The organism is Terracoccus sp. 273MFTsu3.1, assembly GCF_000383675.1.
Classification (GTDB): Bacteria; Actinomycetota; Actinomycetes; order Actinomycetales; family Dermatophilaceae; genus Terrabacter.
The window spans coordinates 1-25,342 of sequence record NZ_KB911822.1; the positions used below are offsets into that span (position 1 = coordinate 1).

Consider the following 25,342-nt stretch of genomic DNA (forward strand, 5'->3'; position numbering starts at 1 on the left):
AGAGGCTCCCAGCCAGACTACTGGGTTGATAGGCCGGATGTGGAAGCACAGCAATGTGTGGAGCTGACCGGTACTAATAAGCCGATAACTTGACTTACAAAGATGCTCCGCGTCCACTGTGCAGTTCCCGAGATACAAACGGGAACACCACCCACGTGATTTGATATCTCCATAGAGTTTCGGCTGTCATAGCGAAGGGGAAACGCCCGGCTCCATTCCGAACCCGGAAGCTAAGCCCTTCAGCGCCGATGGTACTGCACTGGTGACGGTGTGGGAGAGTAGGACGCAGCCGGACAACCATTCACGACAACCCCGCCAGGACACCTGGCGGGGTTGTCGCATTCCCACACCCTTTTCACGCCATTGTTTCTGTGCAGCACAGGCACGGGCGTTCACAGCCGAGGCTCCCGCCGCTATTTTGGGGGGCACCCTAGCGCTAGGAGGGCCTCGTGGGCACGGTGGTCATATACGCATCGGTGTCGGTGGACGGCTTCATCGCTGATGACGGCGACCAGCCCGGCCCCCTCTTCGACTGGCTGACCGACGGCGACGTCCCCTTGGACGAGAGTGGCGTGCTGAAGGTGTCACAGGCCTCCTACGACTACGTCCGGCCGTACTGGGACCCAGATCGGCGTGACCGTCGTCGGCCGTCACGTCTTCGACCTGACGGACGGCTGGGACGGGAAGCCTCCGGGCGGGATCGACCACGTCGTCGTCGTGTCGCATCGGGGGCCGCCCGACGGCTGGGACCCCGAGGCGCCGTTTCGCTTCGTCGACGGCGTCGAGGCAGCCGTGGCCGTGGCGCAGGACCTGGCGGGTGGTCGGCTCATCGAGGTCGCCGCCGGCGACGTCGGTGGTCAGGTGCTCGCCGCGGGCCTGGTCGACGAGGTGCGGATGGATCTCGTGCCCGTCGTCTTCGGTTCCGGCAAGCGCTACTTCGGGTCGGTGAGCGCACAGCACCTGTTGGACGATCCTGACGTGGTGCTCCAGGGCGACCGGGTGCTTCACCTGCGCTGGCGGGTGCGCGGCTGATCGAGCAACCGACCCGAGCGCGGCGCGAGCACGTCCCCTCGGACGGTGACACACGGCCGGTTCAGTGGCCGAGCGCCCCGGCGGGATCGCGGACGAGCTCGTCGAGGGCGAGCAGAGCCGCGCCCGTGGCGCCGGGCGCGGGGTCGTCCGACGCGATGACGACGCGGGGACTGATCCAGCGCGCCGACAGCACCCGCCGGCCGAGGATCTCCTCGACGTCCGGGGTGAGCAGGTCACCCACCTGCGCGAGGTGTCCGCCGAGGACGACGGTGGGGATGTCGAGCACGTTGACGACACCCGCGAGGGCGACTCCGAGGGCCCGGGCCGCCGACTGCGTGGCCGCACGCGCCTCCTTGTCGCCGGCGTGGGCCCGCTCCGCCAGCTCCGACGGCGTGGTGGACGCGTCGAGTCCCGCGGCGTCGAGCATGGCGAGCCTGCCGGCATACTGCTCGAGGCAGCCGGTGGAGCCGCAGCGGCAGGGGGGTCCGTCGGGGTCGACGCAGACGTGGCCGATCTCCCCGGCCCAGCCGTGACGGCCGGTCATGACCTCGCCGTCGACGACGACAGCTCCGCCGATGCCCACCTCGCCGCTGAGGTAGACGAAGTCCTGGGGCTGGCTGTCGCGGCCGGGCGCCGGATGGGCGTACGCGTGCGCGGCGAGGTCGGCCTCGTTGCCGATGCGCAGGGGCAGACCTCCGAGGGCGGTCTCGAGCGCGGCACCGGGCGCGACGCCTTCCCAGCCGAGGTTGGGGGCGCTGAGCAGGCGGCCGTCCTCGACGTCGACGATGCCTGGCAACGCCAGACCCGCGCCGACGACGTGGCAGCCCGCGGGAGCGCCCTCGAGGACCCGGCCGGCCATCGTCCCCAGACGCCGGAGGGTGCTCCCGGGCCGTGAGCCGGCGAGGTCGGCGGTCACGAGGCGCTCGGCGAGCACCGCCCCCGTCAGGTCGACGAGGCGTGCCGCGAGGTGACCGACGCCGACCTGGAGGCCGAGCGCGGCGAAGCGACCGGTCGAGGCCCGCAACGGGGTCGCCGGACGGCCCGGTCGCCCCGGCCCGCCGACGACCGACTCGACCTCGTCGAGGATGCCGCCGGCGACGAGCTCGTCGACGAGGCGCGAGACCGTCGACCGGGTCAGTGAGGTCGCGGCCGCGACGTCCGCGCGCGACGGCGGGGTGTCGGCGGCGAGGACGGTACGCGCGACAAGGGCGAGGTTCGCGTGGCGCAGGCTCGCCTGGCGCAGGTTGGCCATGCCTTGACCCTAGCCGGTCCACGACGTAAGTTGCATGACAAAACTAATCCCTCTCGAGGAGTCGCAATGACGCGCCAGCCCACCCCCGACGACAAGTTCTCCTTCGGTCTGTGGACCGTCGGCTGGACCGGCACCGACCCCTTCGGCGGCCCGACGCGTCCCGTCCTCGACCCGTGGGAGTACTCCGACAAGCTCGCCGAGCTCGGTGCGTGGGGCATCACCTTCCACGACAACGACGTCTTCCCCTTCGACGCCGACGATGCGACCCGCGCCCGCATCACCGGCCAGCTCAAGGACGCGACCGACCGCGCCGGCCTCACCATCGAGATGGTCACGACGAACACCTTCAGCCACCCCGTCTTCAAGGACGGCGGCCTCACGGCCAACGACCGCGGCGTACGCCGCTTCGGGCTGCGCAAGGTGCTGCGCGCCGTCGACCTCGCCGCCGAGATGGGTGCGTCGACGTTCGTCATGTGGGGTGGCCGCGAGGGCAGCGAGTACGACGGGTCGAAGGACCTCCACGCCGCCTTCGACCGCTACAAGGAGGGCCTCGACACCGTCGCCGGCTACATCAAGGACAGGGGCTACGACCTGCGGATCGCTCTGGAGCCCAAGCCGAACGAGCCGCGCGGCGACATCTTCCTGCCGACCGTGGGGCACGCGCTCGCCCTCATCGCCGAGCTCGACCACGGCGACATCGTCGGCCTCAACCCCGAGACGGGGCACGAGCAGATGGCCGGCCTGAACTACACGCACGCGCTCGGCCAGGCGCTGTGGAGCGACAAGCTCTTCCACATCGACCTCAACGGCCAGCGCGGCATCAAGTACGACCAGGACCTCGTCTTCGGGCACGGTGACCTCGTCTCGGCGTTCTTCACCGTCGACCTCATCGAGAACGGCTTCCCCGGGGTGCCCGACGGGCCGCGCTACAGAGGCCCGCGGCACTTCGACTACAAGCCGTCGCGCACCGAGTTCATGGACGGGGTGTGGGAGTCGGCCAAGGCGTGCATGGCGATGTACCTCCTGCTCGCCGAGAAGGCGGCCGCCTTCCGCGCCGACCCGCGCACCGCGGAGGCGTGGGCGTATGCCGGTGTGCTCGACCTCGCCGAGCCGACCCTGGGTGCCGGGGAGTCGCTCGAGGACTTCCTCGCGACGGACGACGGCTTCGACGCGGAGAAGGCGGCCGAGCGCGACTACGGCTTCGTCCGGCTCAACCAGCTGGCGCTCGAGCACCTCGTCGGCTGAGCCGCGCGAGCGTCATCCCGGCAGCCGGTGTCAGTCGACGCAGAGGCAGAAGGGGTGCCCGGCCGGGTCGAGGAAGACGCGGAACGACGTGCCCGGCTGGTTCTCGTGCCTGGTCGCACCGAGCGCGAGCACCTCCGGCTCGGCCGCGTCGAGGTCCTCGACCATGACGTCGAGGTGCATCTGCTGCGGCACGACCTGGCCGGGCCACTGGGGCGTGGTGAAGTCCTCCACCTGCTGGAAGCAGATGCACTGGCCCGTCTCCGTGTCGCGGATCTCGCCCCACCCGTCGGACGCCTTGACCGTCCAGCCGAGCAGGGTGCCGTAGAAGGTGGCGAGTGCCTCCGCGTCGGGGCAGTCGATGACGAAGCTGGGGTAGCGAGCGATGGCCATGGCGAGAACGTTATGACCTCTCCCGGACGAAAGGCGTCCGTATGCCGCGGGCGTCTTTCCCGTCCTCGTGGCGGTCCGGCGTCGGCGGGCCTCGCTACCCTCGGAGCATGGGGCACCGCATCTTCACCACCTCCGTCGCGTCGGTCTATCCGCACTACGTCGCCAAGGTCGAACGCAAGGGCCGCACCAAGGCCGAGCTCGACGAGGTCATCGAGTGGCTGACCGGCTTCGACGAGAACGCCCTCGACGAGCACCTCGCGTCCGAGACGACCTTCGAGGACTTCTTCGGCCAGGCGCACCTCAACCCCAACGCGTCCGCGATCACGGGCACGGTCTGCGGCATCCGTGTCGAGGAGGTCGAGGACCCGCTCATGCAGAAGATCCGCTACCTCGACAAGCTCGTCGACGAGCTCGCCAAGGGCAAGGCGATGGAGAAGGTCCTCCGAGCCTGACGCGCCCCGCTCTCACGTCACGAAGGTGGCCCCGCTGCTGCGGGGCCACCTTCGTGCTGTTGCGACCGGACCGCGCACCTGTGGTCAGGCGGCGTCCCGAGTCTCGAGTGCGGCGACGGCCTGGGGGCGGAAGCCCTTGAAGGTCATCCAGATGCCGACGCTGAGCTCCCAGGCCGCGATGGGCAGGGTGAGCAGGAACGAGGCCGTCGAGACCTGGTCGAAGATGCCGAAGAGGTTCGCGATGAACGCGGCGAACAGCAGGGGCGCGCCGACGAGGCCGATGGTCGGGATGAGGCGGGGCACGAGGCGCGAGCGGTAGAGCAGGGTGCCGAAGAGCAGGGCGTTGAAGACGGGCATCAGGCCGGGGCCGAAGAGGAAGGTCCAGTTGCGGACCTCGACGAGGGCGTTGGCGGTGACCGTCATCGCTGCCGGGTCGGCGCCGGAGCCGGCGAAGTCCTGGCGCATCGTGACGACGGCGAGCAGGCTGACGACGCCGATCATGACGACGGCGGCCTCGACGAGGCGGGAGGTCACGAAGCCGAGGGCCAGCGACCCGTTGACCCGCTTGACCACCGAGTAGACCGCCACGGCGGACCCGATCGCGGTGAGGGCGTTGACGGCGTCGAGCAGGCAGCCCACAGCACGCGGGTGTCCTGGCCGGCGCCGGTGACGTAGGCGGCGTCGCTGAGCACCGGCCCGATGAGGATGAGCGCGGGGATCGAGGAGAGGAAGGTCAGCAGGTAGAAGATGCCGGCCGCTCGGGCGTGGTTGCGGGTCGGGTCCGCTGTCGTGTCGGACGGGTGGGTGGCGAGGGATGGCGCGGTGGTGGTCATGTCAGGCTCCTCTGGGGGTGGTGTCGGGGTGGTGGGGTGGGCACGGCTCAGCAGCGGTCTCGACCTGGCAGACGGAGACGAGCGGCAGTCCGATGTCGCGCAGCCGCAGCAGCAGGCCGTGCAGGGCCGCCTGGTCGACGACAGGACCCACGAGTCGGGTGATGCCGTGACCGGTGGTCAGGGTCATGCCCTCGAAGGTGGCTTCCCAGCGGGGGTCGAGCCGGCCCTGGAGGCGGATCTCGTACCACCCGGATCCGTCCGGGTCGGGGGCTGCGGTGTTCATGTCCCGCACGCTAGGAGCCGACGTGGTGAGCGGGGATCACCTCATGTGGTGAGCGCCGTGGTGATCCCTCCGGGACCTCCGCGCTCGCGCCGTCCTCAGAGCAGCCCGAGCTCGCGCGCCTTCGTCACCGCCGCCCGCCGCTCGTTGACGCCGAGCTTGGCGTAGACGTTCTTCGTGTGCGTCCGCATGGTGTTGAGCGAGACGTAGAGCTCGCTCGCGATCGCCGGACCGCTGAGGTCGCTGGCGAGCAGCCGGAGCACGTCGAGCTCGCGCGCGCTCAGCGGGTCGACGAGCCCATGCCGCGGCGCCGCGGGGCTGACACCAGCGAACGCGTCGAGGAGGCGACGGGGATAGCGCCACCCGGGGTCGCGTCGGACGAGGGCCCCGAGCAGGTCGGCCATCGGTGGTCCCTCGCCGACGAAGACCCGTGCGTAGCCCTCCCTCTCGGCCAGACGCAGCGCCAGCGTCAGGGTGTCGAGCGCCCGCTGGGGGTCGCTCCGCCTGGGGCTGGCGTGTAGGGCGAGTGCCTGCAGGGCGAGGATCTCGATCAGGGTGCCGGTCCGCCCACCTTCCTCGGCCGCGACCCGCACCCGGTCGAGGAGTCCGTATGCCGCAGCGCGCGCGGCCCCGTCGGCGCCCTTCTGGCACAGCAGGATCCGGGCGAGGGTGAGGTGCTCGAACTCGCGGACGTAGGCCAGGTCGTCGTCCGCCGTCAGCTGCCGCGCGCGAGCCCAGTCGAGGGCCTCGTCGAGGCGGCCCTGCCTCACGAGCACTCGTGCCCGCCGCGCCGCGACGGGGCACACGTCCGGCGAGAAGTCGCCGACGTAGACCCGCTCGGCCTCCTCGAGCAGGGTCGCCGCGCCGGAGAGGTCCCCCTCGGTCTCGAGGAGCCGTGCACGGGCGACTCGCCACCGGTAGGGGTGCTGCGGCAGGCCGAGGCCCTCGCCCAGAGCCGCGACCTGCTCGAGGTGTGCCGTCGCCGCCGCGATGTCGTTGCGCTCCAGCGCGATCTGGCTCAGACCGACAAGCATGTCGGCCTCCCCGCGCAGGGGTCCGTCGACCTCGTGGACCGAGGCGAGCCGGAGCGCCTCCCGGTAGGTGCGCTCCGCGTCCGACAGGCGACCCTGGGTGACGCGCAGGTCGCCGAGGGTGATGGAGCAGCCGAGCACGTCCGAGATGTTGCCGGCGCGCTCGAGGCCTGTGACAGCAAGCGAATACGCCCGGTGGGCCGACTCGAGCTCCCCGCCGGCCCAGGAGGCGAGGCCGGACAGGGCGGCCGCCGCTGCCACGGTCAGGTCGTCGCCGGGCGCGGCTCGGGAGATCGCGAGGTCGGCGTGCGCGACCGTGCCGGCCGCGTCGCCGCCGACGAGGGCGAGGGCCGCGCGGTAGGTCTCCATCGCCCCGGGCAGGCGGGCCAGCTCGTGCTCCTCGAGCACGACGAGGTCGGCGGGTGGCTCGGCCAGCACGTGCTCGAGCTCGTCCAGCCGTCCCGGGACCGTCCGGAAGTCGCCCGTCGACATCAGCGACCCGATGAAGCCGACCGCGAGGACGGGTCGGCGGCGCACCACCTCGGCCGGCAGGTCGTCGACCCAGCCGCGGACCGTCGCCTCCTGCCGCTGGCGCAGCAGGCCGATGGCCGACCGCTCCATGACGTCGGCGGCCAGCTCGAGATCGCCGGCGGCGAGGGCGTGCCGGACCGCGGGCACCGGCTCGGCGTCCACGGCATACCACCGCGCGGCGCGGCGGTGCAGGTCGGAGACCCGGCCGGCGGCCTCGGTGACGAGGTGGGTGCGCAGGACCTCGGCGAAGAGGTGGTGGTAGCGGTACCAGTGGCGGGTGCCGTCGAGCGGCACGACGAAGAGGTTCGACCGGTCCAGCCTCTCGAGCATGGCTCGCCCGTCGTCCTGCTCGGTCACGGCGTCGCAGAGGGGGCCGCTGAGCCGTTCGAGGATCGAGGTCTCGAGCAGGAAGCGCCGGACCTCGGGCGGCTGCCGGCCGATGACCTCCTCGACGAGGTAGTCGACGAGGTAGCGGTCGTCGCCGGCGAAGCCCTCGATGAAGCCGGCGACGTCCTCACGGCCGGTGAGCGACAGGGCGGCCAGCTGCAGCGCCGCGATCCAGCCCTCCGTGCGCCCTTCGAGGGCCGCGATGTCGCTCGTCGTGAGGTTCAGGCCGGCGACCCCGTTGAGGTAGGCCGCCACCTCCTCGACCGTGAAGCGCAGCCCCGCGGCGCGCACCTCGACGAGCTCCCCGCGCGCTCGTAGCCGCGCCAGCGGGAGAGCCGGGTCGGCCCGGGTGCTGATCACGAGGTGCACGTGAGGAGGCAGGTGCAGCAGCAGGAAGGCGACGTCGTCGGCGATGGCCGAGCCGTCGGCCAGGTGGTAGTCGTCGAGCACGAGGTCGAGGCCCTCGGGTCGGGCGCTGAGATCGTTGAGCAGGAGCGTGAGGACGGCCTCGACGGGCGGGTTCGCGCTGCCCAGCAGGGCCAGGGCACCGGCGCCGACCCCGGGCGCGGCGCCGTCCAGGGCGGTCACGACGTAGCGCCAGAACGAGGCGGGCTGCTGCTCGGTCTCCTCCAGGGACACCCAGGCGACGGCGCGGCCGGCGGCCCGGGCTGCCTCGGCCCACGAGGCGAGCAGCGTGGTCTTGCCGAAGCCGGGAGGTGCGGAGACGAGGGTCAGTCGCAGGGGTGACGTCCGCGCCGGGCCGTCGACGAGCCGTGGCCGGGGGACGAGCCCCCGGCGTACCTCGGGGATGTGCAGCTTGGTCAGTACCAGCGGGTTCGGCATCGCCCCTCATTCGCCGCGCGGCGATCCTCAGGCCCAGTAGAGCACGGAACGGTGTGGCGGTCGGCCGGCTCAGGGAGTCCGCGTGGCCTTCGGGCGGCTCACCCGAGCCTCGAGCGCGTCGAGGACGAGGTCGAGGCCGTAGTCGAACTCGAGACCGAAGTCGTAGCCCGGCTGCAGGACGTGCCCGGTCGTGAACTCGAGCAGGTTGGGGTAGTCGGCGGCGAGGTACTCCAGCATCATCGACTCGGCCACCTCGCCGACGGTCTCCGGGCCGTTGATCGGCAGCGAGGCCTCGGACATGGCGAAGCCGTAGACGTAGGAGTCGATGAGCGCGTAGGCGTGTGCCGTCAGCTCGAGCGAGAAGCCGGCCCCGCGGAGGCAGCCGATGACGGCGTCGAGATGGCTCAGGGTCGCCGGGCCCGGCCTCGTGCGTGACTGCAGCAAGGGGATGGCCCACGGGTGGCGGCGCAGGACCGTGCGCGCAGACGAGCAGCGGCGGTGCATCTCCACTCGCCAGTTCCCCTCAGTGGCAGGCAGATCCATCTCGCCGAAGACCTGGTCGACGATGCCGTCGATGATCTCCTCCTTGCCGCCGACGTAGTGGTAGATCGACATCGGCTTCGTGCCGAGCTGCTCGGCGACGGCACGGATCGTCAACGCGCCGAGCCCCCCGTCGTCGGCGACCCGCATGGCCCCGTCGAGCACCCGGTCCCGGCTCAGCGGCGCTCGTGTCGAGGGCGCGTGGCTGCCGCCTCTGGTCGTCGTCACGTCGTGCCTCTCGTCGCTCGTGGGGCTGGCCCTAGCCAGCTTCGTACTTAGTACGCTACCGTCTTCGTACTAAGTACGACGCGACGGACGCGCCGTCGACGAGGGAGAAGCAGTCATGAAGGATGAACCGGACCCCGTCATCGGTGGGAGCGCGTCAGGCCCGACGGATTCGGGCGCGAGCACGATGCGGGCCGTCGTCCAGGACGGCTACGGGACGTCTGACGTGCTGCGCGTCGCCGAGGTCGCCCGTCCCGTCATCGGGCCGCGTGAGGTGCTCGTCGAGGTCCGCGCCGCCGGTCTCGACCGGGGCACGTGGCACCTCATGCAGGGCAAGCCGCGGCTGCTGCGTCTCGTCTTCGGCCTCCGCTCGCCGAAGCAGCCCGTCATCGGCCGCGACGTCGCCGGCGTCGTCGCCGAGGTCGGTGCCGAGGTGACGGCCTTCGCCGTCGGGGACGAGGTCTTCGGCGTCGCTCCCGGATCGGTCGCCGAGTACGCCGTCGCCCGCGAGGACAAGCTCGCCCACCGCCCGGCCCACGTGACCTGGGAGCAGGCCGCGGTCGTCCCCATCTCCGGGGGCACGGCCCTGAAGGCCGTCGTCGACGTCGGTCGGGTGGCCGCTGGGCAGAAGGTGCTCGTCACCGGCGCCTCGGGCGGAGTCGGGTCGTATGCCGTCCAGCTCGCGAAGGCGGCCGGGGCCGAGGTCACCGGGGTGGCCAGCGCCGCCAAGGCCGACCTCGTCCGTGCCCTCGGTGCCGACCACGGGCTCGACTACGCGGTCGACGACGTCGCCGACGGGACACGCCACTACGACCTCATCATCGACATCGCGGGCCTGTCCGAGCTCTCCCGGCTCCGGCGCGCGCTCACGCCGAAGGGCACCCTCGTGCTCGTCGGTGGCGAGGGCGGTGGTGACTGGACCGGCGGCACGATCGGGCGCCAGCTCCGGGCGCGGCTGTCGTCGGCCTTCACCGGTCAGCGTCTGACGAGCGTCATCGCCAAGGAGCAGGGCGCCGACTACGTGCGGCTGGCCGCGCTCCTCGAGTCGGGGCAGGTCGTGCCGAGTCTCGATCGGGCCTACCCGATGGCCGAGACGGTCGACGCGATGAGGCACCTCGAGGCCGGCCGGGTGCGCGGCAAGATCGCCGTCACGGCACGGTCCGACGCATGACGCAGTTGGTCAGGCCCTTGGGCCGGACGTAGTCGAAGCCGGTGCGTTCGAAGAGAGTGCGGGTGCCGCTGTAGAGCACGGCCTCGCGCTTGCCCCCCTTGTCGTGCGGATAGCCCTCGACGGTGCCGCCACCGGCCGCCGCGATGAGGTCGACCACGCCCTGGAGGGCGAGGTCCGACAGGTGCTTCCGGCGGTAGCGCTTGTCGACGAAGATGCACGTCACCCGGTAGTCGGGCAGGACGTCGGTCTCCTCCTCGTACTGCTTGCGGTGGCGGATGTTGGGCAGCTCCGCCGGCGAGCCGAACTGGGCCCAGGCGACGGCCTCGTCGCCGTCGAAGACGAGCGCGGCATGCGCTCGGCCCTCCTCGACGAGGCGCTTCTTGAGGGCCCGGTTCGCGTCGTGCTCGCGCTCCTTCTCCCAGCTCATGGTGTGGAACCACGTGCACCAGCAGCCGCCGAAGACCCCGCCGTGCCGCTCGATCATGGCGGCGTACGCGTCCCAGGTCTCCGGTGTCAGCGCCTTGACCTCGTAGTCCGTCATCGTCCCCTCCTCGATCGGTCCCGGTGGTCAGCCTTGGTCGCCGACACGTGTGGAACTGGATGACTGCTGGTCGGGCACCAGGGAGCGCCGGTGCCACCACCACCATCCGGCTCGCGCAAAGATCGAGACGGTCGAACCGTCGGCTCGCGCGGCCGTGAGGAACCGAGCCCGGACCTCGTCGAAGGCCGGACTCGCAACGCAACTCGCGAGAGTGCGGATCAGGCCGGAATCGGCCATTTGCGGAGAGCACACGAGCTCCGCGCGAGCCACGGCCTTCGTCAGCTCGCTGCTCAGGGTGCCAGTGACCGCGTGCGCGTCGTCCGCTGCCTCGAGGAGCTTGGCCAGCGCATCCCGCCGCTCCTCGATGAGCTTCTCAGTGATGCGCTGGTAGCCGCCGACGAGCCACCCGACGACGAGACCCACGATGCCCACAGCGACGGTCCAGCCCTGATCCGTCATGGTTCCCCCTCAGCTTGGACCGCTCCGACCACCGACCTGAAGATGATTGTGGACCGCCGACGCCTCGGGGCGGGCGATCATGCCCGGGCAAATGATGCAGGGGGTCCTCACGCCGGGATCGGGAGGTTCATCGGGCGTCTAGTCGTCCATGGCCTCGATGCCGAGCTCGGCCAGCTCGCCCATCCGGGAGCGGATGTGCTCGACCATCTCCGCCGGCGGGGGCTCCCAGCCGACGACCTCCTCGACGACGCGCAGCGGCTCCGTCGTGCGGTAGGAGCGGGTCGGGTTGCCGGGGAAGCGCTTGTCGGTGACGTTCGGGTCGTCCTCGATCGTGCCGACCGGCTCGACCCGGTAGACGCGCGGCGGCCCGTCGCCGCTGGCGAGCTCGGCGGCGAGCGGTGCCCCGTTGGGGCTGGCCGTGAGGTAGATGTGCTTCGACGGCCGCCCCGACCCGTAGTTGGACCTCCATCCGGGCGTGAGCAGCCCACCGACCGCGACGTCGGCCCGGGTCCCGTGGAAGAACGGGCCCGGGTCGTCGACGACGCGGGGTGTCGGCGGTGGGTCACGGAGCAGGCTGTCGAGTCGCGTCATGAGGGCGGCCACCCGGGTGTGCCCGTGCGGCGCGCGCGGGTAGCGACCGAGCACGTCGAGCAGCTCCGGTGTCGCCCGCTTCGCCGCGGCGGTGACGACGTACTCCGCGACGACCGGGTCGTCACCCCGGGCCAGCTCGGCCGCTCGGGCGGCATGCGCGGCCGCGCCGAGGATGTGGCGCACCTGCGTCGCCTTCGCGAGCGGGTGGAGGTATGCCGCCGCGGCCGCATCGCCGGCAGCCGTCGCCGCGTACCGGGCGGGCTCCGTCGAGGCCTCCTTGCCGGCACGGTGCGCATCCGTGGCGGCCGTCCTCTGCAGGCGTGAGCGGGGTGCGCCGTCGACGAAGGCACGGGCTGCGGCGAGCGCGGCCGCCGGGCGGGGGTCGTCGGGCTCAGCCCGCTCGAAGAGGACGAGGGAGGGCTCGGCGCACGACACGGCATACGCCACCACGGCTCGAAGGTCATCCGTCGTCAGCTCGAGGTCACCGGTCTGCATCCTTGGGAGTTTTCCACGAAGGCGGCCCGGCAGCAGGCGGTGCGAGCCGCCGTTCTCGAACTGTGTCGCGACGGCATGTCACATCCGTGGCGTGGCCGGTGTCTTCATGTCGACGCAACCCCCGACGTTCCCCCGAGGAGGAACCATGACCACCAGGATCCAGCCGAAGCCGATCGCCGGCGCGTACGGCGCAGTCGTGAAAGCGTTCAGCCGCAGGATGTTCGGCCAGGTGCCGGAGTCTCTCGGCGTCATGTGGCACCACGTCCCGGCGCTCAAGGCCGGCATGCGCTTCGGGCAGCAGCTGCAGAAGTGGGACACGTGCGACGAGGGCCTCAAGTCCTTCGCGCACATGGCCGTGGCGTCTCTCGTCGGGTGCACGTGGTGCCTCGACTTCAACTACTTCATGGCCAAGAACCACGGGCTCGACGTCGAGCGGGCCCGGGAGATCCCACGGTGGCGCGAGTCCGACGTCTTCACCCCGCTCGAGCGGGAGGTCATGGGGTACGCCGAGGCCATGAGCCAGACGCCGCCCACCGTCACCGACGAGATGGTCGAGAGCCTTGCCGGTCAGCTCGGGGAGGCGGCGCTCGTCGAGCTGACGACGGTCATCGGCTACGCCAACCTCACGACGCGCTCGAACGTGGCCCTCGGGATCGAGTCGGAGGGCTTCGCGTCGGCGTGCGGCCTGGGGCCGATGGCGGAGCGCTCCGCCGTACGCTCGACGGCATGAGCCGGGACCCGTTCCTCGACCACCGCAGCCTGCTCTTCACGGTCGCCTACGAGATGCTCGGCTCTGCGGCCGATGCCGAGGACGTCGTGCAGGAGACGTGGCTGCGGTGGGCCGACCTCGGAGACGACGCGCGTGCCGAGGTGCGTGACCCGCGGGCCTACCTCGTGCGCATCGTCACCCGGCAGGCGCTCAACCGGCTGCGGACCCTCGCCCGTCGGCGGGAGGACTACGTCGGCGAGTGGCTGCCGGAGCCCCTGCTCACGAGCCCGGACGTCGCCGAGGACGTCGAGCTCGCCGAGAGCGTGTCGATCGCGATGCTCACGGTGCTCGAGACGCTGACCCCGACCGAGCGGGCGGTCTTCGTGCTGCGCGAGGTCTTCGACGTGCCCTACGACGAGATCGCCGAGGCCGTGGGCAAGGGGACGGCGACGGTGCGCCAGGTGGCCCACCGCGCGCGCGAGCACGTGGCGGCCCGTCGCCCGCGGGTGTCGGTCGACCGGTCGGAGCAGGAGCAGGTCCTCGAGCGCTTCATGGCCGCGGTCACGACGGGCAACGTGCAAGGGCTCATGGACGTGCTCGCCCCCGACGTCGTCCTCGTCGCCGACGGTGGAGGCCTGGCTCAGGCCGCCCGGCGCCCGGTCACCGGGGCCAAGCGGGTGGCGAACTTCCTCTCGGCCTTCCCCCGCGTCGGCGACGGAGCGCAGATCGCGACCCTGTCGCTCAACGGCGGGCGCGCAGTGCGGATCGACCTGCCCGCGTTCGGGACGACCGTCGTCAGCGTGGCCGTCGAGCACGGCCGGATCACCCACGTCTACGCGATGCGCAACCCGACCAAGCTCGAGAGGCTGGGGCAGGAGGCCGAGCTGACCCGCTGACCTGCCACACGGCATACGCGATCGGTCTCGGGCGCGTATGCCGTCGGGAGCGCTCGCCGCTGTCGCGTATGGGGCATGCTCGACGCATGGTCGAGCCTGCTGACTGGTTGCTGACCCGGGTCGAGCGCGGGAACCCGACGACCCGGGTCGACGACCTCCACGGTGACCGGGCGTGGTCCGAGGGCAACCACGTGCGTCCACTCATCCACGGCGCCACGTACTTCCGCGCGCTGCACGACGCGCTCGAGGCGACGGGGCCGGGCGACCTCGTGCTCTTCACCGACTGGCAGGGCGACGGCGACGAGCGGCTGACCGGAGAGACCGGCAGCGAGGTGGTAGAGGTGCTCTCCCGTGCGGACCAGCGCGGCGTCGACATCTACGGGCTCGTGTGGCGGTCGCACCTCGACCAGACCGGCTTCTTCGCCACGGAGAACCGTCACCTCGGAGAGCAGCTGGAGAAGCGGGGCGCCAAGGTGCTGCTCGACATGCGGGTGCGGACTGGCGGCTCGCACCACCAGAAGTTCGTCGTCATCCGGCATCGTGACGACCCGACCCGCGACGTGGCCTTCGTCGGCGGGATCGACCTCGCGCACAACCGGCGCGACGACGCGAGCCACGAGGGTGACCCACAGTCCCAGCGCCTCACCGACGAGTACGGCGCGCACCCGCCGTGGCACGACGTCCAGACGGCGATCCAGGGGCCGGCGGTCCACGACGTCGAGACGGTCTTCCGGGAGCGGTGGGAGGACCCGACGCCGCTGTCGCGCGCTCCGTGGCGACGCGCGGCCGACAAGGCCCGCGGGCTCGCCACCGCGCCGGCCCCACTTCCGGAGCAGTGGCCGCCCCCTCCGTCGGCCGGGGACCACACGGTTCAGCTCCTCAGGACCTATCCCGACCTCAGGCACGGCCGCGACTACCCGTTCGCGAGGGGCGGGGAGCGCAGTGTGGCCCGCGGCTACGCCAAGGCGGTGCAGCGCGCGGAGCGTCTCGTCTACGTCGAGGACCAGTACTTCTGGGGCCACGACGTGGCGCGCGTCTTCGAGGACCAGCTGCGCGTGCAGCCCGGGCTGCACCTCGTCGTCGTCATCCCGCTCGTGCCCGACCTCGACGGCATCAACCGCGTGCCGCAGCTGCTCGGTCGTGAACGCGCCCTCGCCCGGCTCAAGGCGGTTGCTCCCGACCGCGTGGCGGCATACGGGATCGAGAACCGTGCCGGCGTGCCCGTCTACGTCCACGCCAAGGTCTGCGTCATCGACGACACGTGGGCCGGCATCGGCTCGGACAACTTCAGCCGCCGCTCGTGGACGCACGACTCGGAGCTGTCGGCCGTCGTGCTCGACGAGGCGTATGCCCGCGACCTGCGGCTCACCCTCGCGGCCGAGCACCTCGACCGGCTGAACGAGGTCGGCGAGCACGGCCTCGAGGCGACGATGGCCGACTGCCTGGACCCGGCGGGGATGTTCGAGGCCTACGCGAGCCGGGCGGCGGAGCTCGAGGCCTGGCACGCGGGCGGCAGGTACGGGGTGCGGCCACCCGGGCGGCTGCGCGTCCTTCCGATGCCACAGCTCACGGCAGGACAGCGGGCGTGGGCGGCTGTGCCGCTCGACGTCGTCCACGACCCCGACGGCAGGCCGGGGGCGCTCCGGAAGGCCGACCGCTACTGACGTCGGTCGGTGCCGGGGCGGCGACGCCTCGGTCAGGCGTGGCCGCTGAGCTGGCCGAGACGGGTGGCGAGGGCGTCGACCATGGCGCCGGCACGCTTCTCGGGGAGGGGCGACTTGCGGTCGCCGCCCTGGCTGGAGACGGGGAGCACGTCGATCGAGAGCTTGGCGCCGCCGGCGAGGGCGCGCAGGGCGTCGACCTTGTCGCCGAAGGGCGTCCCGCTGCCGGGGGAGTAGTAGTGGACGGCCTCGTCGACGGTGTCGGGGTAGAGGTCGGTCTTCGTCACGGCGATGATGAGCCAGATCGGCTTGTTGCGGCGCACGGCCAGCGAGGCGATGCGGTGCGAGGTGATGGTCCAGTCCTCGAGCTCGGCGGCGAGCTGCTCCTCGCGGGTCGCGGTGGCGACGCCGCTCGTGCCGCCCGCGCGGCGCGGGGTGGCGTGGCCGTTGGCGACGACGTGGATGAGGCCGTCGACCGGCTCGTCGTGGAAGACCTCGTCGAGGGCGGCGAGGCGGGTGGCGGCGTTGTCGCCCGGGACGACGAGGAAGCGGAAGCCGTGCAGCTTGGCGCCCTTGCGGGTGCGGCGCTCCATGGTGGCCGAGCCGACCTCGGCGGCGGCGTCGTCGGTGGAGCGGCGCGAGAGCCGGTCGACGAGCTGGCTCTTGCCGACGCCGGTCATGCCGGTCACGGCGACCATGGGGTAGCGGTCGCGCAGCAGCCGGCTCAGGCGCTCGGGGGCCTGGGCGAGGGCGGTCAGCAGACCGGTGGCGACGGTCGCTCCCAATGCGGTGCGACTCGACGTCGGCAGGATCGTCCTGATCCGGGATGAAGTCTGAGACACGGTGCCTCCTCGGCGTGCTGGTCTGGGGCCAGTTGACCCTAGAGCCTACGTTCCGTACCCATGCCGGCGGTACGCGCACCTGCGGGCAACGAACAACACCCCGTCCTGGCGAGAGGACAGGGTGTTGCGTCTCCGACTCTAGTCCGCCGGCGCCGGGTGTGCTGACGCGGTCGGTGCAGGGGGTGCGGGCGGCGGGGCGGGGTCTGAGGCGAGCCTCCCCCGCAGAGCCCGGCCGACCGAGGAGCCGACGAGCAGGCCGAGCGCGATCGCGATGGCGACGCCGAGCAGGCCGAGGGCGACGTCGGTGGCCGACTCGCGGCCCGCCGCCAGCTCGGTGACGCCGACGAGTCCGAGACTGCCCGGGACGAGCAACCAGAAGGCCGGGAGGAAGAGCACGAGGCGGGGCAGCTGTGGGCGGCGCAGCTCGACGATGCTCGCGCCGAGGCTGGCTGCGATGGCACCGAGGAAGCCGCCGAGGGCGACCCCGCCGAGCTGCTGCCCGGCGAGCTGGGCGCCGAAGGCGAGGCTGAGCACGAGGAGCACCCAGCCCTGCATGCGGAGCGGGACGCCCTCCATGAGGCAGATGCTCGCGCCGATGAGGATGAGGCCGACCGGGGCGCCGACCCAGCCGATGTCGTCGACGCGCAGGTTGACGAGGGTTGGTGTCGGTACCCGGAGCACGGCGGTGGCCATGAGCAGGCCGAGCGCGAAGAGGCCGAGCTGGGCCAGGCCGTAGGTGAGGCGGGCCGAGCCGGCCTGCATGTGCCCCGAGGCGAGCTCGGACATGCCGTTGACGACGAGCGCCCCGGGGAGCAGGACGGCGAGCGGGGGCAGGACGGTGCGCAGCGGACCTTCGAGCAGTCCGGCGTTGGCGGCGCCGAAGACGACGAGCGAGACGGTGACGGCGGCGAGGGTGGGCAGGAGGGCCTTGACCACCTCGTACCGCTCAGCGAGGTGGACGAGCGCGAGGACGATGAGGGCCCCGACCGCCGCCGCGGCGATGTTGGCCCACCCGGGCTGCAGGATGAGGGCGATGCCGACGGCGAGCACGGGCCAGGCGAGGGCCACGAGCCAGGCGGGCTGCTGGACGGGGCGCTTGGCCGTGGCGGCGAGCTCGTCGCGGGCGGCGGCCGGGGTGAGCTCGCCGTGGACGAGCTGGTGGCGGATGAGTCGGACGCTCGCCGACTGGTGCAGGCGCAGGCCGGGCGGCGCCGACCGGAAGGTGGTCGGGCCGCCGGGGGTGAGGCCAACCATGAGGCCGGTGGGCCCGACGGCGGTCTGGACGTCGGGGTAGCCGAGGCGGACGCTCACCTCGGTGAGCTCCTCCTCGATCTCCTGCACCGGCTGCCCGGTGGCGATCATCGCGGTGCCGAGCTCGGCCAGCAGGGCGCGGGTCTCGGTCTGCCGGTCCGCGTCGTCCTGCATGGTCGCCATCATGTCAGCGGATGGGCCGCCCGGAAGAGTCGTCCGGGGAGCGGCTCCTCACCCGCCATGAGGTTGCGACTTTCCCGACCGCGCGCTGTCCGACAGGAGGAAACTGCAGGGTGCAGCGCATCGAGGCACCGAGGGTGGGGAGCGGCGCATGGTCAAGTCCGGAGAGGCCCCGGAGGACAGCATCGCCGTGATGTCGCGCCAGGCACTCGTCGGGCGTCTCGCGCAGGTCAAGGAGCAGTTCCGGGCGACGAGCGACATCCTCAAGGTGCTGACGAGCTCGTCGGGAGACCCCGACAAGGTCTTCGACGCCGTCGTCGAGAACGCCCGGACGCTGCTCAACGCAGCCGTCGCGCAGATCTACCTCGTCAAGGGGGAGACCTACGTCATCGCGCGCCAGAGCGGCATGTCGGACGAACACCGACGACTCCTCGAGGAGCACCCCATCAAGCGCGACCGCGGCACCCTCGTCGGCCGCGTGACCATCGACCGCCAGATCCACCACATCACCGACGCCCTCGCCGACCCGGAGTACAGCCGGTCCGACCTCCAGCGGATGGCCGGCTTCCGCTCGATGATCGGTGCGCCGCTCATCGTGGGAGACGAGGTGGTGGGCGCCCTCAACGTGATGCGGAACCGCGTGGCTCCCTTCGACGACGTCGACGAGCGCGTGCTCGCGACCTTCGCCGAACAGGCGGCGCTCGCGCTGCGCCACGTCGACCTGTTCGCCGCGCTCGAGAGCAGGTCCGCCGCGCTCGAGAGCCGGTCGGCCGAGCTGGCTCGCAAGGTCGAGCAGCTGGAGGGTCTCGCCGACGTCGGTGCCGCGATCAGCTCGACCCTCGTGCCCGACGAGATGCTCGCCACGATCGTGTCGCACGCCGTCGAGCTGTCCGGCACCGACGGCGGCTCGCTGATGGAATACGACGAGTCGACCGGGCTCTTCAAGGTGCGCACGGTGTACGGCACGAGTGACGACACGGTCGCTGCCCTTCGAGCGGCTGAGATCCACATCGACCGGACGTGGGTGGGCAGGGCTGCTCGGACCCGCCGGGTGCTGCAGATCCCCGACCTGGACGAGGCGCCGCTCGACGAGCACCTGGCCGTCCTGCACGCGGCCGGCTGGAAGTCGCTCGTCGCCGTCCCGCTCGCCAGCCCCGACCGGGTCGTCGGCGTCCTCGTCGTCCGGCGGAAGCGGACCGGATCCTTCAGTGGAGAGACGTGCGACCTCCTCGACACGTTCGCCAGCCAGTCCGCCGTGGCCCTGACGAACGCCCGCCTCTACCAGCAGCTCGAGCTGCAGAGCGCCGACCTGGCCGAGGCGAGCAGGCACAAGTCCGAGTTCCTCGCGAGCATGTCGCACGAGCTGCGCACTCCGCTTAACGCCGTCATCGGCTTCTCCGAGGTGCTCCTCGAGCGGATGTTCGGCGACCTTAACGAACGGCAGGAGGACTACCTCAAGGACATCCACTCTGCCGGCCGCCACCTGCTCGCGCTGCTCGGCGACATCCTCGACCTGTCGAAGATCGAGGCGGGCCGGATGGAGCTCGACCTCACGACGTTCCTCGTGGACGACGTCATCGGCGAGGCCCTCGCGCTCGTGCGCGAGCGGGCCACCCTGCACGGCATCGACCTCACGCTCGAGGCGGAACAGGGCCTCGGGCTCGTCACCGCGGACGAGCTGCGCCTCAAGCAGGTGCTGCTCAACCTGCTGAGCAACGCCGTCAAGTTCACGCCGGACGGGGGCTCGGTCGCGGTCCATGCCCGTCGCGAAGGGGGCGACCTCGTCGTGACCGTCACCGACTCGGGCATCGGCATCGCACGGGAGGACCAGGCCCGCATCTTCGACTCGTTCCAGCAGGGCAGCAGGTCTGCGTCGACGACGGAGGGCACCGGCCTCGGGCTGACGCTGAGCAAGCAGATCGTCGAGCTGCACGGGGGCGCGATGTGGGTGCGGAGCGCACCCGGGGAAGGCAGCACGTTCGGCCTCAGGATCCCTCAGGCGCCTGCGACCGCCGAGGCGCGTGAGGAGCGGTGGCCCGCCGACGACCTGTCGGGGGCCGGACCGATCGTCGTGGTCATCGAGGACGACCCGAGATCGGCCGAGCTCGTCGCGCTGCACCTTCACGGCGCCGGACTGCACCCGGTGGCCGTCGGCACCGGTGAGGCGGGCCTCGAGGCCGTCCGCCGTCTGTCGCCGGCCGCGGTCGTGCTCGACATCCACCTGCCGGGCATGACGGGATGGGACGTGCTGGAGGCCCTGAAGGCGGACCCCTCCACGGCTGCCGTGCCCGTCGTCGTCGTCAGTGTCGAGCCCGAGCGCGGCCGCGGATTCGCCCTGGGGGCAACGGAGTACCTCGTCAAGCCGGTCGCCGGAGAGCACTTGCTGGCAGCGGTGAGCCGAGCGCTGCAACACACGCGGACACCCGTCCGGGCGGGGGCCCTTGCAGAAGGTCGTAGCGTCGTCGTCGTCGACGACGACCCGCTTGCCCTCAAGCTCGTGCGAAGCACTCTGGAGCCGCTGCGCTGGACGGTGCACACGTGCTCCGGCGGCCTCGACGCCGCCGAGCTGGTGCGCACGGTGAACCCGTCGGTCGTCATCATGGACCTGCTCATGCCGGATGTGGACGGCTTCGCGGTCATCGACGAGCTGTGGGCCGACGGCTCGCCCAGCGGCCCACCCATCGTCGTCCTCACGGCGAAGTCGCTGACGGCGGAGGACCTGCGCCGCCTCGAGGGACGGATCGCCTTCGTCGCGGAGAAGGCGGGGGTCGACCTGGCGAGCCTGGCTCGGCGGCTGGCCGACGTCGCCGCGGGCGAGGCCGCGTCGGGGACCGGGAGCGCGACCGGGACCGGGAGCGGAAGCGCGAGCGGGAGCGGAAGCGCGAGCGGGAGCGGGACCGGCATGGAGACCGGCGAGGGAGGGGTGCCATGAGCGCCGCGCCGCTGGTCCTCCTCGTGGAGGACAACCCACGCAACCTCAAGCTCGCCCGGGACGTCCTCGAGTTCGCCGGCTTCACGGTGGCGTGCGCCGACTCGGGCGAGGGCGGCGTGGCGCTCGCCGCCTCCGCGCTCCCTGACCTCATCCTCATGGACATCCAGCTGCCCGGGATCGACGGGTATGCCGCGCTGGAGCAGATCCGGGACAACCGCGCCACGACACACATCCCCGTCATCGCCCTGACGGCCTTCGCGATGGACGGCGACCGCGATCGGGTGCTGTCATCCGGCTTCGACGGCTACCTCGAGAAGCCGATCAGCGTGCGCGACTTCCCGACCGAGGTTCGCCGCCATCTCCACGAGGCTCAGCGGCGGCGCTGACCCTGTCAGCTCAGGAGCCGGCGAGGCTGGCGGCGACGGCGAGCTCGTCGACGAGGTCGTTCATCTCGTCACCGGAGTGTCCCTTCACCCACTGGAAGGCGATGTCTTCGCGCTCTCTGACCGCGCGGACGAGCGGCTCCCACAGGTCACGGTTGGCGACCGGCTTCTTCTGCGAGTTGGTCCAGCCGCGCGCCAGCCACCCGGCCCACCACTGGTCGCGGAAGCAGTTGACGACGTACGTCGAGTCGCTCACGACGACCAGCGGGCCCGGGATGGCCGTGACGGCTTCGAGTGCGGCACGGACCTCCATGCGCTGGTTCGTGCTCGGTCTCTCGGACCCCGACGCGAACCGTTGCCGGTCGATCGCCCACGCCCAGCCTCCGGGTCCGGGGTTCCCTGAGCAGGCGCCGTCCGTGTAGACGAAGGTCGCCCCGTCCGGGATCGTCATGGGCGCCTTGGGAGTCCGAGGCTTGGCCGCCTTGGCCGCCTTGGCCGCCTTGGCCGACGTGGCGCGGGCCGGCGGGGCCGCCGTCGTCCGACTCGGCGACAATCCGGGAAGGGCCAGCTCCGCGCCGCAGTCCGCGTGCGCCCACGTGGTGGCGTCACGGCCGGCGCTGACGATCTCATCGCCGGGTGCGATGGACGCTTGGCACTGGGCACAGCGACCCGGGTACTTGGCCAGCACGGCTCTCCTCGTGGCTCGGTCGACGTGGGGCGCCGACGGCATACGCCGGCTCCTCCCTTCTGCGGCTCCGAGCGTACTGACGACGGCGGACACCACCGCACCGCCGTCCTCCGCGCCCCTCGGATATGACCCCTCAGAAGAAAGTCGGCGCGGGCTGCATCCGGAGGCATCCCTCGTGCGGAAGAACCGACGGATGGGTGACACGCACCCACCAACAGAAAGGGATGTCTCATGAAGCGCATTCTCGCCACGGGGTCCATCGCCATTCTCGCCCTGGTCGGCTTCGCCGGCAGCGCCTCCGCAGCACCGTCCGCGTCGGCGTGCTTCGGTCAGGTGCACAAGACGGTGAACAGCGGCGGGGTCCCCGGATTCGAGAACGTGGGGCAGCTCGTTCAGGCCGTCGGCGGGGGCCAGGCCAAGAACGCAGTCGCGGAGTCTCTCTGCTGAGAGGCCGGCTCCTCACCAGGTGAATGACAGCGGCGGCTCGGATCCTGACTCCCTCGGACCCGAGCCGCCGCTGCGCGCGTGTCCGGCGTGAGCACGCTCGGGGTTTCGCGCCGGATCGGTGATTGGATCGAGGCATGCGCATCTTCTTCACGGGCGGCAGCGGCAAGGCCGGCAAGCACGTCTCGACGTTCCTCGCCGAGCAGGGGCACCAGGTCACGAACGCCGACCTCGTGCCGCTACGGCATACGGCCGTCGACGACCTCAAGGTCGACCTGACGGACGCCGGCGAGGTCTACTCGGCGCTCGCGGGTCTGGCGCGCTTCGACGAGCTCGACCTGCCGGCCAAGCCGGCCTACGACGCCGTCGTGCACTTCGCTGCCGTGCCGGCGATCCTGCTCACGTCGGAGGCGAAGACGTACGCGACGAACGTGCTCAGCACGTACAACGTCCTCGAGGCCGCGACGCGGCTCGGCGTGCGCAAGGTGATCTTCGCGTCGTCGGAGACGACGTACGGCGTGTGCTTCGCGCAGGGTGAGCGGCGGCCGCTCTACGTGCCGGTCGACGAGGAGCACCCGACGGTGCCGGAGGACTCCTACGCGATGTCGAAGGTGGCCAACGAGGTGACGGCGCGCTCCTTCCAGACCCGCACCGGCTTCGACGTCTACGGCCTGCGCATCAACAACGTCATCGAGCCGCACGAGTACGCCGAGATGTTCCCGCCGTTCCTGACCGACCCGGCGCTGCGGCGGCGCAACATCTTCGCCTACATCGACACCCGCGACCTCGGCCAGATGGTGCAGCGCTGCCTCGAGGTCGACGGGCTGGGCTACGAGGTCTTCAACGTCGCGAACGCCGACATGTCCGTCGCCGCGACGACCGACGAGGTGCGCGAGCGCTTCTACGACGGGGTGGAGCTGCGGCGGCCGATGGGGCGCAACGAGACCTTCTACTCCATCGACAAGGCGCGCGACCTGCTCGGCTACTCGCCGCAGCATTCGTGGCGCGACGTCCTGGACGACCCGAACGCGTCGTGAAGGCCGTCGTCTACGACGACTACGGGCGTATGCCGGAGCTGCGGGACGTGCCGGAGCCCGAGTGTCCGTCGGGCGGGGTCGTGATCGCCGTCAAGGCGACGGGCGTATGCCGTTCGGACTGGCACGCGTGGAAGGGGCACGACCCCGTGTCGTTGCCTCACACGCCCGGTCACGAGCTGGCCGGTGTCGTGGCCTCGGTCGGGTCTGGCGTGCGTGACTGGGCGGTCGGTGACCGCGTGACGGTGCCGTTCGTGTGCGGGTGCGGCCTTTGCTCGTGGTGCCTGGCCGGCGAGGCGCAGGTGTGCCCCGACCAGACGCAGCCCGGGTTCACGGGGCCCGGGTCGTTCGCCGAGCTCGTGGCGATCCACGGCGCCGACACGAACCTCGTGCGGCTGCCGGCCTCGGTCGACTTCGTGACGGCGGCGTCGCTGGGGTGCCGCTTCGCGACGGCGTTTCGGGCGCTGACGACGCACGGGCGGCTTGGTTCTGGTGAGTGGCTGGCGGTGCACGGGTGCGGCGGGGTCGGCCTCTCGGCGGTAATGATCGGGGTGGCGCTCGGTGCGCGGGTGGTCGCCGTCGACGTGAATCCGGCTGCGCTGGAACGGGCTTCGTCGCTGGGTGCTACGGCAGTCGTCGATGGTGGGGCTGTCGAAGACGTGGCCGCGGCGATCCGGGAGGTCACGGGTGGCGGTGCGCACGTCTCCATCGACGCGTTCGGTTCGCCCGAGCTGGCCGTGGCGTCGGTGCGCAGCCTGCGACGGCGTGGTCGCCACGTGCAGGCGGGCCTGCTACTCGGTGCTAACGCGACCCCGCCGCTCCCGATGGACCTCGTCATCTCCCAGGAGCTCGAGATCTACGGCTCACACGGCATGCCGGCTCGCGACTACCCCGCGATGCTCGCTCTGATCGACGGCGGCACCCTCCGCCCCGCCGACCTCGTCGGCCAGGTCATCCGCCTCGAAGTCGCCGGTGCGGCCCTGGCCACATCGGATCAGGCCTCAGCCGCCGGGATGACCGTCGTGAGCCTTGGCGACAGCCACCCCGGGGAGCGCTAGGGCCGTGGACGTTCGGGTCGGGCTGTGTGGGTGGACCGTGTCGCAGGCGTCGTACGTGCGGCGCTTTCCGGTCGTCGAGGTGCAGAACACCTTCTACGACCCGCCGTCGGACGCCGTGCTGACCCGTTGGCGCAGTCAGGTCCCGGCCGACTTCGAGTTCACGATGAAGGCGTGGCAGATCGTCACACATGAGTCCAACAGCCCCACCTACCGGCGCCTGAAACAGCCTCTGCCAGAGAGCGCTCATGGACAGGTGGGAGGTTTCCGGACGACGCCCGAGGTCCTTGCCGGGTGGAAGCGGACTCTCGAGTGCGCCCGCATCCTGCGGGCGACCGCTGTGCTGCTCCAGTGCCCGAAGAGCTTCCGCCCGACAGCCGAGAACGTGCGGCGGCTGCGTGACTTCCTGTCGCAGGTGGAGCGTCCGGCCGGTCGGCTGCTGTGGGAGCCTCGCGGCGAGTGGCCCACTAAGCTGCTCGAGGAGCTCTGCGGCGAGCTGGACCTGGTGCACGTCGTCGACCCCATGCAGACCGAGACGGTGACACCGGAGCAGACCTACTACCGACTGCACGGCACGACGGGCTCGCGCCACGTCCACACGGATGACGAACTCCGCCGGCTGCGGGACCTGGTCGACGGCCGCCCGAGGCCTTACGTCATGTTCAACAACCTGCCCCGCACCGGCGACGCAGAGCGATTCCTCGCCCTCCTCTCTGGCGAAGGTGCCTGAAAGTGCGATCCAAGAGGCAGACGCCTATTCGCGGCGGATAGACGCAGCCAGCATCCCCGGCCAGGCCCACGCATGCACCACGATGCGGGACGACCGAGCCCGTAAGTAGCTCGACCAACAGCCCGACTGCATCCTCTCCGCGACCAAAGCCCACCGGTACTTGAACGGAGGGCCACACGGCGCGTCCAGTTACCCGACAGCGCGACTCGGTTCGCCCCTTCCGGAAGTAGACCGTCCTC

General features: G+C 71.3%; 24 protein-coding genes, 2 rRNA genes and 1 pseudogene. 15 read left to right on the forward strand and 12 right to left on the reverse strand.

The window, feature by feature from the left end:
* The 3 genes and pseudogenes from H283_RS0110275 to H283_RS24680 form a co-directional block, all read left to right on the forward strand.
* Positions 1-97, forward strand: a 23S ribosomal RNA gene (locus H283_RS0110275); the annotation flags it as partial.
* Between the two features lie 81 nt (positions 98-178).
* Positions 179-295: ribosomal RNA gene (rrf, locus tag H283_RS0110280) — 5S ribosomal RNA — on the forward strand.
* 154 nt (positions 296-449) lie between these two features.
* Positions 450-1,032, forward strand: a pseudogene (locus H283_RS24680) (dihydrofolate reductase family protein).
* 61 nt (positions 1,033-1,093) lie between these two features.
* On the opposite strand, the gene H283_RS0110290 reads toward H283_RS24680, so the two are convergent.
* Positions 1,094-2,284 carry an ROK family protein gene (locus H283_RS0110290; protein WP_020143434.1) on the reverse strand — a complete coding sequence of 397 codons (1,191 nt, stop codon included), beginning with the start codon at positions 2,282-2,284 and terminating at the stop codon, positions 1,094-1,096.
* A 66-nt stretch (positions 2,285-2,350) separates the two neighbouring features.
* Here H283_RS0110290 and xylA point away from each other — a divergent pair, with 66 nt between their 5' ends.
* A complete protein-coding gene (xylA, locus tag H283_RS0110295) occupies positions 2,351-3,529 on the forward strand; it encodes a xylose isomerase (RefSeq protein WP_020143435.1) in 1,179 nt (392 codons plus the stop codon).
* A 30-nt stretch (positions 3,530-3,559) separates the two neighbouring features.
* On the opposite strand, the gene H283_RS0110300 is transcribed toward xylA, so the two are convergent.
* Positions 3,560-3,919 carry a VOC family protein gene (locus H283_RS0110300; RefSeq protein ID WP_020143436.1) on the reverse strand — a complete coding sequence of 120 codons (360 nt, stop codon included), beginning with the start codon at positions 3,917-3,919 and terminating at the stop codon, positions 3,560-3,562.
* 107 nt (positions 3,920-4,026) lie between these two features.
* Here H283_RS0110300 and H283_RS0110305 point away from each other — a divergent pair, with 107 nt between their 5' ends.
* Complete coding sequence (locus H283_RS0110305) at positions 4,027-4,371, forward strand: DUF2200 domain-containing protein (protein ID WP_020143437.1); 345 nt, start codon at positions 4,027-4,029, stop codon at positions 4,369-4,371.
* An 84-nt stretch (positions 4,372-4,455) separates the two neighbouring features.
* Here the strand turns inward: H283_RS0110305 and H283_RS24685 are convergent, their stop codons facing one another.
* The 4 genes from H283_RS24685 to H283_RS0110325 all read right to left on the reverse strand — a co-directional run bounded on the left by H283_RS24685 (position 4,456) and on the right by H283_RS0110325 (position 9,044).
* Positions 4,456-5,010, reverse strand: coding sequence for a DUF4386 domain-containing protein (locus H283_RS24685; protein ID WP_020143438.1), 555 nt, complete (start codon positions 5,008-5,010; stop codon positions 4,456-4,458).
* A gap of 195 nt (positions 5,011-5,205) precedes the next feature.
* Positions 5,206-5,487 carry a hypothetical protein gene (locus tag H283_RS24690; RefSeq protein ID WP_020143439.1) on the reverse strand — a complete coding sequence of 94 codons (282 nt, stop codon included), beginning with the start codon at positions 5,485-5,487 and terminating at the stop codon, positions 5,206-5,208.
* A 95-nt stretch (positions 5,488-5,582) separates the two neighbouring features.
* Positions 5,583-8,276: a LuxR C-terminal-related transcriptional regulator gene (locus tag H283_RS0110320; RefSeq protein WP_020143440.1), complete on the reverse strand. Its 2,694-nt coding sequence runs from the start codon at positions 8,274-8,276 to the stop codon at positions 5,583-5,585.
* A 69-nt stretch (positions 8,277-8,345) separates the two neighbouring features.
* Positions 8,346-9,044 (reverse strand): TetR/AcrR family transcriptional regulator, encoded by a 699-nt coding sequence (locus H283_RS0110325; RefSeq protein ID WP_231372263.1) that lies wholly within the window; start codon positions 9,042-9,044, stop codon positions 8,346-8,348.
* Positions 9,045-9,159: 115 nt separating this feature from the next.
* On the opposite strand from H283_RS0110325, the gene H283_RS0110330 reads away from it, so the two are divergent.
* Entirely contained in the window at positions 9,160-10,212 is a 1,053-nt protein-coding gene (locus H283_RS0110330) for an NAD(P)-dependent alcohol dehydrogenase (protein ID WP_020143442.1), read from the forward strand.
* On the opposite strand, the gene H283_RS0110335 is transcribed toward H283_RS0110330, so the two are convergent.
* The 3 genes from H283_RS0110335 to arr all read right to left on the reverse strand — a co-directional run bounded on the left by H283_RS0110335 (position 10,190) and on the right by arr (position 12,298).
* Entirely contained in the window at positions 10,190-10,753 is a 564-nt protein-coding gene (locus H283_RS0110335; protein ID WP_020143443.1) for a hypothetical protein, read from the reverse strand. The genes H283_RS0110330 and H283_RS0110335 overlap by 23 nt on opposite strands.
* Positions 10,754-10,780: 27 nt before the next feature.
* Entirely contained in the window at positions 10,781-11,176 is a 396-nt protein-coding gene (locus H283_RS0110340) for a hypothetical protein (protein ID WP_156023113.1), read from the reverse strand.
* A 174-nt stretch (positions 11,177-11,350) separates the two neighbouring features.
* The gene (arr, locus tag H283_RS28680; protein ID WP_020143445.1) at positions 11,351-12,298 is read right to left on the reverse strand and encodes an NAD(+)--rifampin ADP-ribosyltransferase; all 948 of its coding nucleotides are present in this window, start codon (positions 12,296-12,298) and stop codon (positions 11,351-11,353) included.
* 145 nt (positions 12,299-12,443) lie between these two features.
* Here arr and H283_RS0110350 point away from each other — a divergent pair, with 145 nt between their 5' ends.
* The 3 genes from H283_RS0110350 (at position 12,444) to H283_RS0110360 (ending at position 15,567) form a co-directional block, all read left to right on the forward strand.
* Positions 12,444-13,028, forward strand: coding sequence for a carboxymuconolactone decarboxylase family protein (locus H283_RS0110350; RefSeq protein WP_020143446.1), 585 nt, complete (start codon positions 12,444-12,446; stop codon positions 13,026-13,028).
* Positions 13,025-13,903 (forward strand): RNA polymerase sigma-70 factor, encoded by an 879-nt coding sequence (locus H283_RS0110355; protein ID WP_020143447.1) that lies wholly within the window; start codon positions 13,025-13,027, stop codon positions 13,901-13,903. The genes H283_RS0110350 and H283_RS0110355 overlap by 4 nt, the downstream gene beginning before the upstream one ends.
* Positions 13,904-13,989: 86 nt before the next feature.
* Positions 13,990-15,567: a phospholipase D-like domain-containing protein gene (locus tag H283_RS0110360; RefSeq protein ID WP_020143448.1), complete on the forward strand. Its 1,578-nt coding sequence runs from the start codon at positions 13,990-13,992 to the stop codon at positions 15,565-15,567.
* A gap of 32 nt (positions 15,568-15,599) precedes the next feature.
* Here H283_RS0110360 and H283_RS0110365 read toward each other — a convergent pair whose 3' ends face one another.
* Both H283_RS0110365 and H283_RS24695 read right to left on the reverse strand, forming a co-directional pair.
* On the reverse strand, positions 15,600-16,406 hold the full coding sequence (locus H283_RS0110365; RefSeq protein ID WP_028785488.1) for a GTPase: 807 nt from the start codon (positions 16,404-16,406) through the stop codon (positions 15,600-15,602).
* A gap of 138 nt (positions 16,407-16,544) precedes the next feature.
* Positions 16,545-17,831 (reverse strand): threonine/serine exporter ThrE family protein, encoded by a 1,287-nt coding sequence (locus tag H283_RS24695; protein ID WP_156023114.1) that lies wholly within the window; start codon positions 17,829-17,831, stop codon positions 16,545-16,547.
* 157 nt (positions 17,832-17,988) lie between these two features.
* Here H283_RS24695 and H283_RS26610 point away from each other — a divergent pair, with 157 nt between their 5' ends.
* Together H283_RS26610 and H283_RS0110380 are read left to right on the forward strand one after the other, a co-directional pair.
* A complete protein-coding gene (locus tag H283_RS26610; protein WP_020143451.1) occupies positions 17,989-20,769 on the forward strand; it encodes a GAF domain-containing protein in 2,781 nt (926 codons plus the stop codon).
* A complete protein-coding gene (locus H283_RS0110380; RefSeq protein ID WP_020143452.1) occupies positions 20,766-21,155 on the forward strand; it encodes a response regulator in 390 nt (129 codons plus the stop codon). Before H283_RS26610 ends, H283_RS0110380 begins: the two co-directional genes overlap by 4 nt.
* A gap of 10 nt (positions 21,156-21,165) precedes the next feature.
* On the opposite strand, the gene H283_RS28110 is transcribed toward H283_RS0110380, so the two are convergent.
* A complete protein-coding gene (locus H283_RS28110) occupies positions 21,166-21,882 on the reverse strand; it encodes a ribonuclease H (RefSeq protein ID WP_020143453.1) in 717 nt (238 codons plus the stop codon).
* Positions 21,883-22,071: 189 nt separating this feature from the next.
* Here H283_RS28110 and H283_RS0110390 point away from each other — a divergent pair, with 189 nt between their 5' ends.
* The 4 genes from H283_RS0110390 to H283_RS0110405 all read left to right on the forward strand — a co-directional run bounded on the left by H283_RS0110390 (position 22,072) and on the right by H283_RS0110405 (position 25,103).
* The gene (locus tag H283_RS0110390; protein WP_020143454.1) at positions 22,072-22,287 is read left to right on the forward strand and encodes a hypothetical protein; all 216 of its coding nucleotides are present in this window, start codon (positions 22,072-22,074) and stop codon (positions 22,285-22,287) included.
* 134 nt (positions 22,288-22,421) lie between these two features.
* A complete protein-coding gene (locus H283_RS0110395; RefSeq protein ID WP_020143455.1) occupies positions 22,422-23,321 on the forward strand; it encodes an NAD(P)-dependent oxidoreductase in 900 nt (299 codons plus the stop codon).
* Entirely contained in the window at positions 23,318-24,376 is a 1,059-nt protein-coding gene (locus tag H283_RS0110400; protein WP_020143456.1) for a zinc-dependent alcohol dehydrogenase family protein, read from the forward strand. The genes H283_RS0110395 and H283_RS0110400 overlap by 4 nt, the downstream gene beginning before the upstream one ends.
* A 37-nt stretch (positions 24,377-24,413) precedes the next feature.
* Positions 24,414-25,103 carry a DUF72 domain-containing protein gene (locus H283_RS0110405; protein ID WP_020143457.1) on the forward strand — a complete coding sequence of 230 codons (690 nt, stop codon included), beginning with the start codon at positions 24,414-24,416 and terminating at the stop codon, positions 25,101-25,103.
* The last annotated feature ends 239 nt before the right edge of the window (positions 25,104-25,342 follow it).

What these genes read in the sequence shown, in the direction of transcription:
- H283_RS0110355 (WP_020143447.1), top strand. Translation starts at nt 13,025, where the DNA reads ATGAGCCGGGACCCGTTCCTCGACCACCGCAGCCTGCTCTTCACGGTC.
- H283_RS0110290 (WP_020143434.1), bottom strand. Translation starts at nt 2,284, where the DNA reads ATGGCCAACCTGCGCCAGGCGAGCCTGCGCCACGCGAACCTCGCCCTT.
- H283_RS0110390 (WP_020143454.1), top strand. Translation starts at nt 22,072, where the DNA reads ATGAAGCGCATTCTCGCCACGGGGTCCATCGCCATTCTCGCCCTGGTC.
- H283_RS0110350 (WP_020143446.1), top strand. Translation starts at nt 12,444, where the DNA reads ATGACCACCAGGATCCAGCCGAAGCCGATCGCCGGCGCGTACGGCGCA.
- H283_RS0110360 (WP_020143448.1), top strand. Translation starts at nt 13,990, where the DNA reads ATGGTCGAGCCTGCTGACTGGTTGCTGACCCGGGTCGAGCGCGGGAAC.
- H283_RS24695 (WP_156023114.1), bottom strand. Translation starts at nt 17,831, where the DNA reads ATGCAGGACGACGCGGACCGGCAGACCGAGACCCGCGCCCTGCTGGCC.
- H283_RS0110300 (WP_020143436.1), bottom strand. Translation starts at nt 3,919, where the DNA reads ATGGCCATCGCTCGCTACCCCAGCTTCGTCATCGACTGCCCCGACGCG.
- H283_RS24690 (WP_020143439.1), bottom strand. Translation starts at nt 5,487, where the DNA reads ATGAACACCGCAGCCCCCGACCCGGACGGATCCGGGTGGTACGAGATC.
- H283_RS0110395 (WP_020143455.1), top strand. Translation starts at nt 22,422, where the DNA reads ATGCGCATCTTCTTCACGGGCGGCAGCGGCAAGGCCGGCAAGCACGTC.
- H283_RS28110 (WP_020143453.1), bottom strand. Translation starts at nt 21,882, where the DNA reads ATGCCGTCGGCGCCCCACGTCGACCGAGCCACGAGGAGAGCCGTGCTG.
- H283_RS0110330 (WP_020143442.1), top strand. Translation starts at nt 9,160, where the DNA reads ATGAAGGATGAACCGGACCCCGTCATCGGTGGGAGCGCGTCAGGCCCG.
- H283_RS26610 (WP_020143451.1), top strand. Translation starts at nt 17,989, where the DNA reads ATGGTCAAGTCCGGAGAGGCCCCGGAGGACAGCATCGCCGTGATGTCG.
- arr (WP_020143445.1), bottom strand. Translation starts at nt 12,298, where the DNA reads ATGCAGACCGGTGACCTCGAGCTGACGACGGATGACCTTCGAGCCGTG.
- H283_RS0110305 (WP_020143437.1), top strand. Translation starts at nt 4,027, where the DNA reads ATGGGGCACCGCATCTTCACCACCTCCGTCGCGTCGGTCTATCCGCAC.
- H283_RS0110335 (WP_020143443.1), bottom strand. Translation starts at nt 10,753, where the DNA reads ATGACGGACTACGAGGTCAAGGCGCTGACACCGGAGACCTGGGACGCG.
- H283_RS0110320 (WP_020143440.1), bottom strand. Translation starts at nt 8,276, where the DNA reads ATGCCGAACCCGCTGGTACTGACCAAGCTGCACATCCCCGAGGTACGC.
- xylA (WP_020143435.1), top strand. Translation starts at nt 2,351, where the DNA reads ATGACGCGCCAGCCCACCCCCGACGACAAGTTCTCCTTCGGTCTGTGG.
- H283_RS0110380 (WP_020143452.1), top strand. Translation starts at nt 20,766, where the DNA reads ATGAGCGCCGCGCCGCTGGTCCTCCTCGTGGAGGACAACCCACGCAAC.